This window comes from Phycobacter sedimenti (assembly GCF_038148855.1).
In the GTDB taxonomy this organism is placed as follows: Bacteria; Pseudomonadota; Alphaproteobacteria; order Rhodobacterales; family Rhodobacteraceae; genus Phycobacter; species Phycobacter sedimenti.
The window spans coordinates 247,532-261,623 of record NZ_JBBVGR010000006.1; the positions used below are offsets into that span (position 1 = coordinate 247,532).

The 14,092-nt window shown below is 63.0% G+C and carries 12 protein-coding genes; 4 read left to right on the forward strand and 8 right to left on the reverse strand.

The genetic code is table 11. From position 1 onward, the window contains the following. Nucleotides 1-6 precede the first annotated feature (6 nt). Nucleotides 7-3,108 (reverse strand): ABC transporter transmembrane domain-containing protein, encoded by a 3,102-nt coding sequence (locus tag AADA15_RS12655; RefSeq protein WP_341641918.1) that lies wholly within the window; start codon nucleotides 3,106-3,108, stop codon nucleotides 7-9. Nucleotides 3,109-3,432: 324 nt separating this feature from the next. Between AADA15_RS12655 and AADA15_RS12660 the strand changes: the two genes are divergently transcribed. The 3 genes from AADA15_RS12660 to AADA15_RS12670 all read left to right on the forward strand — a co-directional run bounded on the left by AADA15_RS12660 (nucleotide 3,433) and on the right by AADA15_RS12670 (nucleotide 5,483). After that, the gene (locus AADA15_RS12660; RefSeq protein ID WP_341641919.1) at nucleotides 3,433-4,248 is read left to right on the forward strand and encodes a hypothetical protein; all 816 of its coding nucleotides are present in this window, start codon (nucleotides 3,433-3,435) and stop codon (nucleotides 4,246-4,248) included. Nucleotides 4,249-4,332: 84 nt separating this feature from the next. Beyond that, nucleotides 4,333-5,094, forward strand: a complete 762-nt coding sequence (locus tag AADA15_RS12665) for a DUF6478 family protein (protein ID WP_341641920.1) — start codon at nucleotides 4,333-4,335, stop codon at nucleotides 5,092-5,094. A gap of 11 nt (nucleotides 5,095-5,105) precedes the next feature. Next, complete coding sequence (locus tag AADA15_RS12670) at nucleotides 5,106-5,483, forward strand: hypothetical protein (protein ID WP_341641921.1); 378 nt, start codon at nucleotides 5,106-5,108, stop codon at nucleotides 5,481-5,483. Between the two features lie 8 nt (nucleotides 5,484-5,491). Here AADA15_RS12670 and AADA15_RS12675 read toward each other — a convergent pair whose 3' ends face one another. Together AADA15_RS12675 and AADA15_RS12680 are read right to left on the reverse strand one after the other, a co-directional pair. Continuing rightward, nucleotides 5,492-6,562 (reverse strand): bifunctional transcriptional activator/DNA repair enzyme AdaA, encoded by a 1,071-nt coding sequence (locus tag AADA15_RS12675; RefSeq protein ID WP_341641922.1) that lies wholly within the window; start codon nucleotides 6,560-6,562, stop codon nucleotides 5,492-5,494. Between the two features lie 77 nt (nucleotides 6,563-6,639). Beyond that, a complete protein-coding gene (locus AADA15_RS12680) occupies nucleotides 6,640-8,208 on the reverse strand; it encodes an adenylate/guanylate cyclase domain-containing protein (RefSeq protein ID WP_341641923.1) in 1,569 nt (522 codons plus the stop codon). Between the two features lie 378 nt (nucleotides 8,209-8,586). Here AADA15_RS12680 and AADA15_RS12685 point away from each other — a divergent pair, with 378 nt between their 5' ends. Continuing rightward, nucleotides 8,587-9,198 carry a hypothetical protein gene (locus AADA15_RS12685; RefSeq protein ID WP_341641924.1) on the forward strand — a complete coding sequence of 204 codons (612 nt, stop codon included), beginning with the start codon at nucleotides 8,587-8,589 and terminating at the stop codon, nucleotides 9,196-9,198. 79 nt (nucleotides 9,199-9,277) lie between these two features. Here the strand turns inward: AADA15_RS12685 and AADA15_RS12690 are convergent, their stop codons facing one another. The 5 genes from AADA15_RS12690 to AADA15_RS12710 all read right to left on the reverse strand — a co-directional run bounded on the left by AADA15_RS12690 (nucleotide 9,278) and on the right by AADA15_RS12710 (nucleotide 14,085). Beyond that, nucleotides 9,278-10,618, reverse strand: coding sequence for a S41 family peptidase (locus AADA15_RS12690; protein ID WP_341641925.1), 1,341 nt, complete (start codon nucleotides 10,616-10,618; stop codon nucleotides 9,278-9,280). Between the two features lie 7 nt (nucleotides 10,619-10,625). Continuing rightward, on the reverse strand, nucleotides 10,626-11,774 hold the full coding sequence (locus AADA15_RS12695; protein WP_341641926.1) for a murein hydrolase activator EnvC family protein: 1,149 nt from the start codon (nucleotides 11,772-11,774) through the stop codon (nucleotides 10,626-10,628). Beyond that, nucleotides 11,771-13,288, reverse strand: a complete 1,518-nt coding sequence (gene gpmI / locus AADA15_RS12700; RefSeq protein WP_341641927.1) for a 2,3-bisphosphoglycerate-independent phosphoglycerate mutase — start codon at nucleotides 13,286-13,288, stop codon at nucleotides 11,771-11,773. Before gpmI ends, AADA15_RS12695 begins: the two co-directional genes overlap by 4 nt. 156 nt (nucleotides 13,289-13,444) lie before the next feature. Continuing rightward, nucleotides 13,445-13,840, reverse strand: a complete 396-nt coding sequence (locus AADA15_RS12705; protein WP_341641928.1) for a hypothetical protein — start codon at nucleotides 13,838-13,840, stop codon at nucleotides 13,445-13,447. After that, nucleotides 13,837-14,085: a hypothetical protein gene (locus AADA15_RS12710; protein WP_341641929.1), complete on the reverse strand. Its 249-nt coding sequence runs from the start codon at nucleotides 14,083-14,085 to the stop codon at nucleotides 13,837-13,839. The genes AADA15_RS12705 and AADA15_RS12710 overlap by 4 nt, the downstream gene beginning before the upstream one ends. Nucleotides 14,086-14,092 lie beyond the last annotated feature (7 nt).

Genomic DNA, 14,092 nt, shown 5'->3' on the forward strand with positions numbered 1-14,092 from the left:
CAGATCTTAGTCCTTGTTCGGTTCCTGCCCCGCGTCCTGCGCGGAGCCTTGAGCGCTTTGCTGCGCCATCGAAAGCATCCTGTCCCCGGCATTGGACAGATGGCCCGCGATGGTCTCTAGCAGGCGCAGGGCGACGTTGATATCGCTTTCGATCACCGCCTTGTACTCAGCGGCCCCGATGCGCAGGAACCGGCAGTCCTCGGCCGCAAAAAGATCCAATTTGCGCGCGTCCTTCATGATTACGGCAAGATCGCCGATCAGCCGCCCCGGCTCGATCACGGAAACCGGCGCAGCCCCCGCCGGTGCGTTCGGCCATCTGAGTTCGGCGCGCCCTGACAGACACAGGTAAACGGCATCGCCGCTCTCGCCGGCGGCAAATACCCGCTCGCCTGCGGGCACCTCGTGCCAGCCCGCCGAAAACGCCAAGAGCCGCTGGTTGCGTGCATCCAGCTGCGCAAAAAGTTCGGCTCCCGCAATGATATCGAACTTGGCCGCGAAATCGGTTGTTCCAGCCCCCTCCGGAACCCCTTCGCTGCGCCGCTTGACGCCGTCGATCCGCCCATCGCGTATTTCGAAATAAAGGTCATAGCGGTCGGGATGCTGGATATGGTCTTCCATGAAGATCATGGTGGTCTGCGGCATCAGATCCCGCAGGCGATCCCGCGTGCGCAGGCGGTTCTCGGCACTGTGGCTTGCCAGCGCCTTGTCCAGGATCAGGATATCAGGCCGCTTGATGGCGGCACGGGTAAAGGCGGCGCGTTCCTGGAACACCGGCTCCAGCATCGAACCGCCAAGGCCGGTCGGCAGATCATAAAGGATCAGCGCCAGGCGTTTTTGCAGCCCATGGGATTTCAGCACCTCTGCCACGACAGCCTCGACCTGCGCCGCGCGCGCCCCTGCGCGCAGCGAGATTCTCCCGAAAAGCGCATTCTCCAGAACCGACAGACGCGCGAAATAGGCGTGTTCTTTCAGAGGCTGGAACAGCCCCTCGGTCTGCGCGATCAGCCGTGCAGCATGGCTTTTGCGGATCTTCAGAATGCGTGCCTTGAAGCTGTCCGGCAGGCGCGATCCGATCTGCTCTTCGCTCAGAAGGAACGGCACGGTCATCAACAGCGCCTGCTCTTTCTCGGACATGCCGCCGCTGCCCTGCGTGGTGAACTGTTCGGCAGCGCTGCACAGACGCCGGTAAAGATCTTCGTCCAGCCCAAGGCGCTGGAACAGGGGATGGTCCGTATCCTCGCGGCCAAAGGTCTTGATCAGCGTGTCCACGACGCCAAGGCCGATGCCCATGGTTTCTGCGCTGAGACCCTGTTCCCGGATCAGGCGCAGAAACAGACCCTCCGGCTCGATCAACTCTTCCACCGGCACATCGCGGGTCGGCACGGCAAACAGGATGTTGCCGGCAAGAGGAAAAGCCGGGTTGAAGCGATCCGGGTCAAAGTGGTGCACCACATCGGCCAGGCCGACCTCCTGCAAACGCTCGCGAATGACGGGACGCAGGCGGATGATATGCTGCACCAGTGCCGGGTGGGCACCGCCCTCGAACCGGGCATGCAGAGTGCGTTGGAACAGTTGCTCGTCGATGCCCATCGCTTCGATCAGCTGGAACCACCAGTCGCGCAGATCCCCTTCGGAGCCGAGACCCGCCAGTTCGGGATTGACCCAATCGGCCTCCAGAAGATCGCCGCTGTTGCCGGCCCGCTTGGCCTCGGCCTGTTTGCGCAAGGTCGCATTGTCGCGGCTGACATTGCCGGGGCGGCTGCGCAGCGGCATCAGGACGTTGTCGCCAAGGGAGCCGGAAAACAGATAGGGATGCGAATAGGCATAGCCGATACGGGCGGCGATCACCCCCTGGTGCAACCTGTCAAGGCGATGCCCTGCCACCTCGATCACACCGCGCGCGGGCAGGATTTCACGGGTCAGCAACTGGCCAAAGGCGGCCCGCGCGCTGTCTCTGGAGCTTTGTATCGCGACTCGGCTGCCGGCCGGAATGGTCAGGGAGATATCCTCAAGGACGACATTTCCGTCGCCATCCCGGACCGTGACACCCCGCATCTCGATATCCCCGCGCAGGTGCGGGACGTCATCCGGCTCTCCGTCGATCAGCGCCGCATCGATCATTCCACGCGGGGCAAAGCGGTCCACCATGATCTTCCAGCGCAGGGACATGTCCTGCACCTGGTTGTAATAGGTCAAAAGCTCTTTCCAGGGGGCCGACAGGTCCTTGTAGGCCGCCAGCGCCGCAACCAGTGCCCCCACGGTGATGTCCCCCCGGATCGCCAGAACGCCGCCCGCAGAGTAGAACACGAAAGGTGTCACATGGCCGATCATGTTGTTGAGGAACTTCATGAAATATTTCTTGGTGTAGATCCGGCGGCGGATCTCGAAGAGGCGCCCCAGCCTGTCCGAGACCTGCGCAAGGCGATAGCGCCAGCCGCCATTGGCACGCAGATCCTCAATCCCGGCAGCGGTCTCTCCGATCTCGGCGGCCAGCATGCGCACCTCGTGAATGCGATCCTTGTTCAACAGGTTGATCTGGCGCTGCAGCATGGGAATGAGCCAGGCCTGCAGCGGGATGAGCGCCACCGACACCAGACCGAACCAGACGCTTTGCATAAACAGGAAGGTCACGATGGTCAGCATCTGCCCCAGCTGGAACACCGGCTGCGCCACCGCATCGCCCATCAGGCCGCCCATGGGTTCGCTTTCCGATGTGATCATCGACACCAGCTCACCCTGGCTGGTGGTGCGGAAATAGGGCCGTGGAAAGCGGATCATGCGGCTGATCAGCGTATAACGCAGGCGCCGCAGCAGGCGTTCGGCCACGATCCCCTTCATGGTGTTGAGCCGCATCTTCATCATGCCGCCAACCAGAACCGCCCCGAGGAAGGCCAGACACAGGAGCAACAAGTAATCGACCTGGGCGACCTCGTAGCCTCCCCAGGCCTGTATCACCGGCGCCTCGGCCCCAATGGCATCGTTGATGATCCGCTTTGGCAGCTCAAGGCTGGCGTAAAGAAAAGGAAACGTCAGAACCGTCAGCGCCAGAAGCAGAAACTGCTGACGCCGCGAATGCGCCCAGATGAAGGTAAAAAGGGAAGCGGGCAAAGTCTGCGTCCCCTTGGAGGCCCTGCCGGATCTAATCGATGTCATGATGCCACCCGGTCTTACCTGTGCCGACGTTTTGAAATGACCCTCGGACGATCGCCGTTGCTGGCCACTTACCCGGGCCACTTAACCGGGCCGCCTTGATCAAAAACAATCCTGCGAAACTAGGCACCAATAGGTGTTTTGGCAAGGCGCTGCGCGGGGAAACGGCCTTATCTCTTGTCCTGATCCAGTGAGGCATTTATCCCTTTAGGGCGCGTGCAACGAAACGCTGAAGCCGGGGGAGCAGCAAAGCTGGGCAAGAGAGCGACCATAGGGCAGGATGTGCCCCATCCGCCGCCTTTTTGGCGGCGGCGGCGCGTTCCGGTCCTCTCGGCGCTTGCGCTGCCTGTCCTGCTCGGCGCCTGTACCGAATTGCCAGAGGGCGGCTTTTCCTTTGCAAGCGCGGGTGCCCGTGACACAGGGCTGACCGAGGTGACCATGACCGGTGCCGATGTGGTTCTCGCGGCGCCCACAGGATACTGCTTTGACAAGAAGATGTTGCGGCGGGATGCGGCAAACGGCTTTGCCCTGCTGCCGCGCTGCGACAGGCTGGGCCTCGGGGGCGCATTCGCGAGCTTTGGCAAAAGCGCCGTCATCACGGCAACCCTTGGCAAGGCCCCCTCCGGCGCTGTGGCGCCCTCCACGGTGGCTCTGGCTGCAAGTGTACCTGGAGCGAATGTTCTGGACGAACGCCGGAACGGGGCGCTGCCGCTGGTCAAGCTGGACATGCCGGATCACGGCGCACGTGGTGCCAGCCCCGAGCATTGGCGCGGCGCCTTTGTGCAGGACGGTCACGTGATCCTTCTGGCGCTTTATGCGCCAGAGCAAAGCCCGCTCCTGGGGGACCGCGGTGCCGAATTGCTCGAGCAGATGGCCCGGCGCACGCGCGCCGCCTCCGCCCCGCAACCGATGGCGGAGACGGCCGGTCCGGCCGCAGCCCGAACGCCCGGCACGGCACCGCCGCCAAGCCGAACCGCCTCGGGCGGACTGCGCCCTGTAGCGCGCGGCGATCTTGATGGCGCGGCAAAAGCACGGCCGGATAGGGCTTCGGACAGAAAACTCTCCCTCAAAAAGCGGATTGCAGGTTTATTTGACTGAGCCAGAGCGGCTAGATTGCGTGCACGGACATGACCGGAGAAACCGGCAAGGCAAGAACAGTCAGAAGGCAGGGCCCCCAAGTTCATGAGCAGGATTATGGAAAAGCTGCTGCACCGCCGCGTCCTGCGCCACTGGCGGCGCGTTGCCAAAGGGGCGGATGCGCTCTCGTTTGCTGAGCTGCGTCGCAGGCACGTGCAGGCAAAAAAACTGAAAGCCGAGCTGGACCGGGTGATCCATGTGGCCGAAGGGCGACTGGCGCTTCCGCACATTGGAGCCAGCTCGTTTCCGACGCCTCCGGGCAGCGACTGGTCCTGGCGCCCCGAGGCCTGGCGCGGCCCGCTGTCGCTTTCCGGTCTCTCTTCGGTTCCGTCCAAGGCCAGGCTGGGCGATGATGTGCAGCTGTTTCATGACTGCGCCTACTCCGAGCTGACCCTGCGCCAGCTGCGCAATACCCGCGAAGAAGACCTTGCCCCCTTTGGCCTGCGCATGGATGTCTTCAACTTCGACGGCTCGTTCCTGTCACTGGTCGTCGCCCTGCCGCCCGAGGCGGTACAGGGTCTGACCCGCCAGCATCTGATCCGCTTTGACACCATCGTCGAGACCGAAAAGCCGCTCGAGATCTTTGCCCGGCTCAATATCACCCACGGGCCGAACACCGAACAGATCGTGCGGGAACTGCCCCACGGGGAACGCCGCGTGGCCGTGGAATTTGATCTGGCCTACACCAAGATCAACGAAAAGCGCATCACAGGGGCCTGGCTGGATCTGATCTTTGAAGCACCCGAGATGAATCAGCTGGTCCTGCGGGATCTGACCTTTGCCCGACACCGCCGTGCCAACCTGTGAGGAGCCGTGACATGAGCCATCTGACCGTCACCAAGACCCGTTTCCGCAATGGCCGCTGGGAGGGACTTGTCCAGAGCCGCGCCGCCGCAAGCACCGCGCCGGATATCAAGGTGCTCTATCTCGACCGCCCGGTCGACGGCGTCAGCCTGAGCGCAACAGACACGGCCGACACATGGGACCTGATCATTCCGGTCCCGCCCGCGGCCGTGGCCGACGGGGTGCATAGTTTTGTGATAACTGGCGACGGGCAGGATGAAGCACTTGCCCATTTCACCCTGATCGGCGGCGATATCGCTGCCGAAGACCTGCGCACCGAGGTCGATCTTCTGCGGGCAGAGCTCGACATGCTGAAACGGGCCTTCCGGCGCCACTGCGTCGAAACCGCCTGATTTGGACCTCAGGCCGCGGTCCCCCTCGCACGGGCGAGGCCGGTCTCGATTTCGATCAGACGCTGCTTGCGCCACAGGCCGCCGCCATATCCTGTGAGGCTTCCATCCGCGCCCAGAACCCGGTGACAGGGCACCACCAGCGCAAGCTGGTTGGCCCCGTTGGCCCGCGCCACCGCGCGGGTGGCCGAGGGCCGTCCGATGTCCTCGGCGATTCGGGAATAGCTGCGCGTTTCACCGGCCGGGATCTTGCGCAACGCCTCCCACACCGCACGCTGGAAGGGCGTGCCGTGCAAGGCCAAAGGCGTGTCGAACTGCCCGGAGGTGCCTGCGAAATAGCCGCGCAGCTCTTCCGCGATCTGGTCGGTCGGCGCGGGGCGGCCAAAGCCGATACCACCGGGCTGAGAGGCTTCGAGCCGCACAATTTCCCTTGGCAGGGCCTTTCGGTCGGCAAACTCGAGAAGGTGCAGCCGATGCGCGCAGCTGACCGCGATCATGGGGCCAAGGGGCGTGTCGATCCAATCGGCCAGCAGCAGGGTCCCCTGCCGGAAACGGCCCGGCGCCAACCCCGTGAGCCGCGCAAAGGCGGCGCGAAACGCGGAAGGGGACTCAAATCCCGCTTCGATCTGCGCCGCGATCACCGGCTCGCCTGCTTTCAGCGTCGTGAACCCTTCGCGCAGGCGGCGCTGACGGGCCATCTCAAGGAAGGTCATGCCGAAATGACGCCGGAAACTGCGCCGCACGGTCGAAGGGTCCAGCCCCATGGCGCTGATGTCCCCCTCGCGCCAGCGATAGGCCGGGCGATCCTCAAGAGCCGCCAGCAGGCGCTGCACCACCGGGTCATCCTGTGCAGCGGCCGCCAGAGGCGTGCAGCGCTTGCAGGCCCGAAACCCTGCCTCGATACAGGCGCCCGGCGTCTGAAAGAAGCGGCAGTTCTCGAACCTGGGTTTTCGGGCGGGACAGGTCAGTCGGCAGAAAATCCCTGTCGAGGTCACCCCGACATAGGCGCGCCCCTCATAAGAGGCATCACGCGCCACAAGGGCTTCATAGAGGGTTTTGGAATCAGGCAGGTCAAACATCATGGCAAGACCCTACCCCGGCGATGCGGGACATGCCGCCGGTTTCCGGGCATCTATTCAACAAATCGGGAAAACAGGCCTCAACTTGTCATCTTCCCATCCAGCGCCTTGCGCAGGGCGTCGCGCACGGCCTGGCGCAGCACATCGCGGGCCGTATCATCCAGCGCCTTGAGATCCAATGTCAGCTTGTCGCCCTCCTCCACCGCGGGGACCGGAGCGTTTGCCATATCCGGCACCGCACTTTTGATGTGATAGGGCACGATCTGCCGCGCGATCCCCTTCATCCGCACAGGCTCTCCCGGGGTGGCCTCCACGATATCGCGCACATGGGCATATGTTTCGTAACTCATCACGATGCCGCCCGGTTCCGCTATGCTTTCAAGACGTGCCGCCAGGTTCGCCTCGGCGCCGATGATGGTATAGTCCATCCTCTCTTCCGAACCGAAATTGCCCACGTTGCAATAGCCTGTGTTGATCCCCATCCGCGCCTTGAAGGGATGCTCCAGTCCCTGCCTGCTCCAGTGTGCGCCGAGTTCGGCAAGGCGCTGTTGCATCGCCAGCGCCATTTTCACGCAGGCGCGGGCATCTTCGGTCACTCCCCTGGTTTCGGGATCGCCAAAGAAGGCCACGATGGCATCGCCGATGAATTTGTCGATGGTGGCTCCGTGTTCCTCGGCGATCTTGGCCATCTCGGTGAAATACTGGTTCAACAGCGCAGTCAGCTCTTCGGGCTGCATCCGTTCGGTGGTGGCGGTGAAATCCTGAATGTCCGAGAAAAACACCGTCAGCTTCTTCCGCTCGGTCGAGATCGACGCATCCCTTTCCCCCGAGAAGATCGATTTATAGACCTGAGGAGACAGGTACTTGGAAATCTTGAGCGAGATATCCGCCAGAAAGGCGTTGTTGGCCGCCAGTTCTTCGTTCATCCGGCTGAAGCGCCCGGCAAGGCGGAATTGCACCATGGCAAACAGGAGGCCAATGGAGCCGGCCACCGCGAAATAGAGCAACAGCCATTTGAAAGACCAGAGGTTGAGCGCAACCGGCTGGCGCACGGTCACGGTCTGAACGGCCCGCACGTCGCCCACCTGCCAGTCTGTCTTGGGGCTTTTGGGATGCGCGTTGTGGCAGTCCACGCAGGCGCCCGCCATCACCACCGGCGTGGCCAGGGTGATCTCGCGATTGCGGATATTGCCGGTGGAATGGAGCAGGAAAGGATCGCCATCCGGCGTGGATCTGAAATGTTCAAGCGCGGACTGCTCGAATGGGGTCAGGCTGTGGGGCGGTCGGTCGGCAAAGCTGTAGTCGGACACGAAGCGATAGCGCACGTCCCCCTCGGCGGCGCCAATCGCCTCTCCCAGTTCGAGCGACAGTGTGGCGGGAATGGGAATGGCACCTTCGACGTCCAGATAGTTGTGCAGCGCTTGCGTTTCTGCATCCGAAGCAATCACCCGCTGCACCACGTTGCGCGCATAATAGGAGCGCACCGAAGAGACGATCCCGTTGAGGCTGGCCGCCTGACGACGCAGGGTCTCATCCGACAGCGCCCGCAGATCCAGCCAGACCGCCACCGGCAGGGCGGTCAGCGCCGCGGCCACCAGAACGATCAGCCAGGAGGGCCGGTCCAGAAGATATCGTCCAAGCCGGTCCATCGCGCCCCCCGCCCTACATAGCCCCGCCTGCCGGGATCCGGCCTCAGGTTAAAAGCCCGCAGGCGCTGTGGCAACAAAGCTGAAGCTGCCCGACGCGTCCCATTTGCTTGGCCGCCATCCCGAAGCCTTGGTCGCCCCCCGATCACGTGAAGGTTTTAAACCTTGCTCCGATACCGCGAACCCCTTTCCGCCTTCACGGGACTAGCGAAATCTCGCCATGATATTGAATAACAGTTGAGCGCATACCTAGTTAAACACAGGATCAAGAGACCCGACTGGATCACCGGCAACAGCGTGTGTGTCGCCAGACAGAGTACTGCTGATCGTGGCAAGGTGCAGGGGCCAGGCCACTTTGACCTGCATAAGGAGAAACGAGACATGAAACTTTTTGCGACGGCAGCGACGGCTGTTCTGATGGCATCTCAGGCGTTTGCCGGTTCATACGAGACCAGGTGCGAGACACAGATGGTGCCCTATCAGGAAACCGTGAAAGGGGGCAGCCCCGAAAAGATCGTCGGTGGCGCAATTATTGGCGGGGTGATCGGCAAGGTCGTGACCGACAAGAATGCCGGCGCGGCCGTCGGCGCCATCGTTGGCGGGGCCGTTGCCAATGAGACCAGCAAGAGCACCGTCACCAAATACCGGGAGGTCGAGACCTGCACCAATGTCTTCATTCCCGAGCGCATCACCGATGAAGCCCAACTTCAGACCGTCTTGCAGGATCTGAATGAAGGCAAAACCGTCAGCAAGGAAATGACCATGGACGCCCAATACACGATTGGCGTTTCCTATGACGGCAAATGGGGCCCGAAATCGCAGTTGGCGGCCGAGAAATACCTGGCAAACCTCGCACCGGACGCGCCGCTTTATTCGCTGGTGGTCAACGATGTGGTCATCGTCAGCTCGCCCGACGTCAATGCGATTGATGAGATCAAGGACGCCCTGCTCGAAGCCGGTGTCGTCTCACAGATCTTCATCGATCTGAAATAACGCGCAGGCCGTACCCCGTGAGATGAAAAAGGCCGCCCCAGACAGGGCGGCCTTTTCTTTTGTTTGCTCCAGATCCGGATCAGTCGTTCGGACCCAGCGCCGTCAGGCCCTTCAGGATGTCGATGGCATAGGCCAGCTGGTAATCCTGTTCGCGCAGCTCGGCAGCTTTTTCTGCCTTTTCGCGATCCTCTTCGATCTGGCGGATCTCGTCCTCGGTCAAGCTGTCATTGTTCAGGCGACCGCGCAGGTCCGCTTCCGAACGGGAACGGCTTGCAGCCGAGGCTGCCTCTTCCTCTTCGGTGGCAGGGCGGCGGCGGGGCTGTTCGACCACGATGTCGGGGCTGACACCCAGCGCCTGGATCGAGCGGCCCGAGGGCGTGTAATAGCGCGCCGTGGTCAGACGCATGGCGCCATCGCCGCGCAGGGGCATCACGGTCTGGACCGATCCCTTGCCGAAGGATTTCGTGCCCACCACGATGGCGCGGCGGTGATCCTGCAGTGCGCCCGCAACGATTTCCGAGGCCGAGGCCGAACCGCCGTTGATCAGCACCACGATGGGCTTGCCGCCCGACAGATCGCCCGGTGTCGCGTTGAAGCGTTCGCCGTCTTCGGGGTTGCGGCCGCGGGTCGAAACGATCTCGCCGCTATCAAGGAAGCTGTCGGCCACCTGGATCGCCTCCGTCAGAAGGCCGCCGGGGTTGTTGCGCAGGTCCAGCACGATGCCGTTCACCTTGTCCAGGCCGCCAGCGGCTTCGATCTGCTCTTTCAGACCGCTTTCGAGGTTCGGCGTAGTCTGGCGGTTGAAGGTGGTGATGCGCATCACCACGGTCTCGCCCTCGGTGCGGGCGCGCACGGCCGTCAGCTTGATGGTGTCGCGGATGATCGAGACGTCAAAGGGTTCCGGCTCGCCTTCGCGCACCACGGTGATGATGATCTCGGAGCCGACCGGGCCACGCATCATCTCGACCGCCTCATCTAGAGACAGGCCCAGAACGCTTTCGCCGTCCACATGGGTGATGAAATCGCCCGCCTCGATCCCGGCTTCATCCGCCGGGGTGCCATCGATGGGCGAGACGACCTTCACAAAGCCCTCTTCCTGAGTGACCTCGATGCCAAGCCCGCCGAATTCGCCCCTGGTCTGCACCTGCATGCTGGCCGCATCGTCGGGCGACAGGTAGCTGGAGTGCGGATCGAGCGACGACAACATGCCGCCGATGGCCGCTTCGATCAACTCTTTCTCGTCGACCTCTTCCACATACTGTGCGCGGATGCGTTCGAAGATATCGCCAAACAGATCAAGCTGCTCATAGACCGTCGCCTCGCGGGCACCTTCCTGAGCCAAAAGCGGGCCAGCCACGTAAGTGGTTGCCACGATCCCTGCCAGCGTTCCGCCAAATGCGGCCATCGCGAATTTTTTCATGAAACCTTCATCCACCTTTTCCGGCGTCGAACCATGTTTCAGGATCCACCGGGCTATTGTCCATTCTCACTTCTATATAGAGCGTTTCTGTGCGGTCAGTTCCACCCCCTTCACCGCTTAGTGACAAAATCGCCCCCGCTTGCGGCGCCTCACCGCCCATCAGACCGACAGGTGTGCCCTCGGGGATGACCTCTCCGGCCTCTCCAAAAACCTCGGCAAGGCCGGACAGAATGAACAGTGTGTCCGGCTGCGGCTCCAGAATCATCACGTTACCGAGGTCCAGCAAAGGTCCCCGGTAGCGGATCGTCGCGGCGGTGGGCGATGTCACCAGCGCACGGGGGCGCGCCGCCACCAGGATACCGGGGCGGGCAATCCCCGCCGCATCGCGCGTACCATATCTGCGCAGAACCAGACCTTCGACCGGCAGCGGCAGCTCTCCGCGCAGATCATTGACGTCGGCGCGGCTCTGGATCACCTCCCCATCGGCGATTTCGGAAAGGCCACTGGCAAATCCCGACAGGGTTTCGGTCGAAGCAATCAGGGACGCGGTGCGGATGGGATCCTCGGTAAAGCGTTTTGGCAGATCGGTGCGATCCGCGATGGCCGTTGACAGCTCGGTGCGAGCCGTCTGGATACCACCAAGGCCCTCTTGCAGCTTTTCCGCCGCCGCCTGCTGCAAAAGGCGCAGGGTCTGGACCTCTTCAAGATCGGCGCGCAGGGCTTCGGCGCGCGCATTCAATCCCGGCGTGACCTCGGCCAGCATCATGGCCGATCGCGCCGCGCCCAAGGGCCCCGAGGGGTGCAGCATCAGAACAGGCGGAGACGAGGTTTCGATCGTCTGGATGATCCCCACCAGCTGGGCCACCTCATCCTCGCGGGCGCTGAGCTGCGCCAGAAGCTGGGTTTCACGCCGGGCCACACCCCGCAACCCATCCCGCATGGCGGCGAGACCCGCCTCATAGGCGCGGATGGTCTCGCTCAGGGCCTTCACGCGGTCGCGGGCACTGTCGGCCTGCTCCAGTTGCAGGGTTGCCGCCTCCAGCTGCGCGGCGGCCTGACGCGCAGCACGCGCGGCCTCGGTTTCCGCCTGCACGGGCAGGGCCAGCGCCAGGCACAGCGCAAGCCCGCAAAAGAAGCTGGGGCGGCGCAGGATCATGCGAGCAGGCTCTCGCCGGTCATCTCTTCCGGCTTGGGCAGGCCCATCAGATCCAAGAGCGTCGGCGCCAGATCTGCAAGACGCCCATCGCGAAGGCGCGCGCCTTCGGGGCCGCCCACCAGCGCCAGCGGCACCAGGTTGGTGGTATGGGCGGTATGAGCGCCGCCGGTTTCGGGATCGATCATCACTTCGCAATTGCCGTGGTCCGCTGTCACCAGCATGGCACCACCCGCCTTTTCGAGCGCGGCAACCACCTGAGCCAGGCCCTGATCCACTGCTTCGCAGGCCTTGATCGCCGCCGGAATGTCTCCGGTGTGGCCAACCATGTCCGGGTTGGCGTAGTTGGTGACGATCAGGTCATAGCCCTTCTCGATCGCCTCGACGAATTTTTCGGTCACCTCGGGGGCGGACATCTCGGGCTGCAGATCATAGGTCGCGACCTTTGGCGATTTCGGCATGTAGCGATCCTCGCCCACTTCCGGCTCTTCCTTGCCACCGTTGAGGAAGAAGGTCACATGCGGGTACTTCTCGGTCTCGGCCAGGCGGAACTGGGTCAGACCCTGTTTGGCGACCCATTCCCCCAGCGTGTTGACGATGGGCGCCTTGGGATAGCAGGTGGTCATATAGGCGTTGTGCCCGTCGGAATATTCCACCATCCCCAGAAGCGCCGCCAGATCGGGCCGCGCACCGGTGTCGAAATCGGCAAAGCCCGGCTCCCCGATGGCGCGCAGGATCTCGCGGGCGCGGTCGGCGCGGAAGTTGAGGCAGAAGAAGCCGTCGCCGTCCTTCACCCCGTCAAAGCCTGCCACCACGCTTGCGCCGATGAATTCATCGGTTTCGGACTGGTTGTAGGCATGATCCACTGCGTGATGGGCATCGCGCACGCTGCGCCCCTGCCCCTTGATCATGGCATCATAGGCTTCCTTGACGCGCTCCCAGCGGTTGTCGCGGTCCATGGCGAAATAGCGTCCCGTCACCGTGGCGATCCCCGCGCCTTCGGGCATCTTTTCCTTCAGTTCCTCGAAATAGCCAAAGGCCGATTTCGGCGCCACATCACGCCCGTCGGTCACGGCATGCAGCCAGACCGGCACGCCCGCGTCGCGGATCGCTTTGATCGCGGCCAGGATGTGGGTGATATGCCCATGCACGCCCCCGTCCGAGACCAGCCCCATCAGATGCGCCGCGCCCCCGGTTTCTTTCAGTCTTGCGATAAAGTCCTGCAAGGCGGCATTCTGAAAGAAAGAGCCATCCTCGATGGCAAGGTCGATCTGACCCAGATCCATCGCCACCACCCGGCCCGCGCCGATATTGGTGTGGCCCACTTCCGAGTTGCCCATCTGCCCCGAGGGCAGGCCCACGTCCGGTCCATGGGTGATCAGCTGCGCGGTGGGGCCCTTTTCCATGATCGCATCGAAGGTGGGTGTCTTGGCCAGATAGGGCGCATTGGCCACCCCCGGCTCCCCTGTGCCCCAGCCGTCAAGAATGCAAAGAACAACGGGTTTGGGTCTGCTCATTGGTAGGTCTCCGCCATAGTCGGGCTGTTTCAGCGCTCAGGTGCCTTCTACAGGCTTGCCGCGCATTGGGAAACCGCCGTTAGCGCCAGATGTGGCAATGGGTGCGCTGCGATGGTCTCCGCTTGCTCGCCAATGTAGGCACACATCCGGCCCGTTTCACCCCATGCGCGGCAGAAGCGGCACCCGGCGGGCCAGATCGGAGTTCAGGGTCTCTGTTTCATACAAGGACGACAGAGGCGCTGGTGCCAGAAGATCCGCGTTGCCGTCCAGAAAGCCCTCGGCCGTGTCATGGGCGCCGATTGCCATGCGTTCAGCGGTCAGGAGCAGGAAGCCCAGCGTCACGGTTGCGTTGAACTTTTCCGGCACCCCGGCGGCGCTGGCCAGCTGCCGCAAACCGTTCGCATAGATCGCCATCCCCTCGAAGACCTCGTGGGCCGACAGGATTTCATAGGCGACGCCCAGATGCGCGCGATGGCTGAACCCCTGTGGCCCCAGGCGCCCCTCGGCCAGTTCCTGTGCCATCTGCCGATAATCGGTGCGCTCAAGGCTCATTCCGGATCCTCCGTCAGGCGGTGGCTGTCGGCGGCCGTCAGGTCCAACTCATATACCCCCCGCAGCGCGGCGATCTTTTTCAGTGTCGCCTCCGAAAACGGCGCCTTGCCCTCAAAGGCATGCAGCGCCATCCCCTCGACCAGTTCGGCCACCGAGATATCCAGACACTCAGCAAGCGCCTTCATGGTCTTCAAGAGCCGCGTCTCGATCCGCAGGCCGGTCTGCACACGTGTGACTGTTTTCATGCCACCC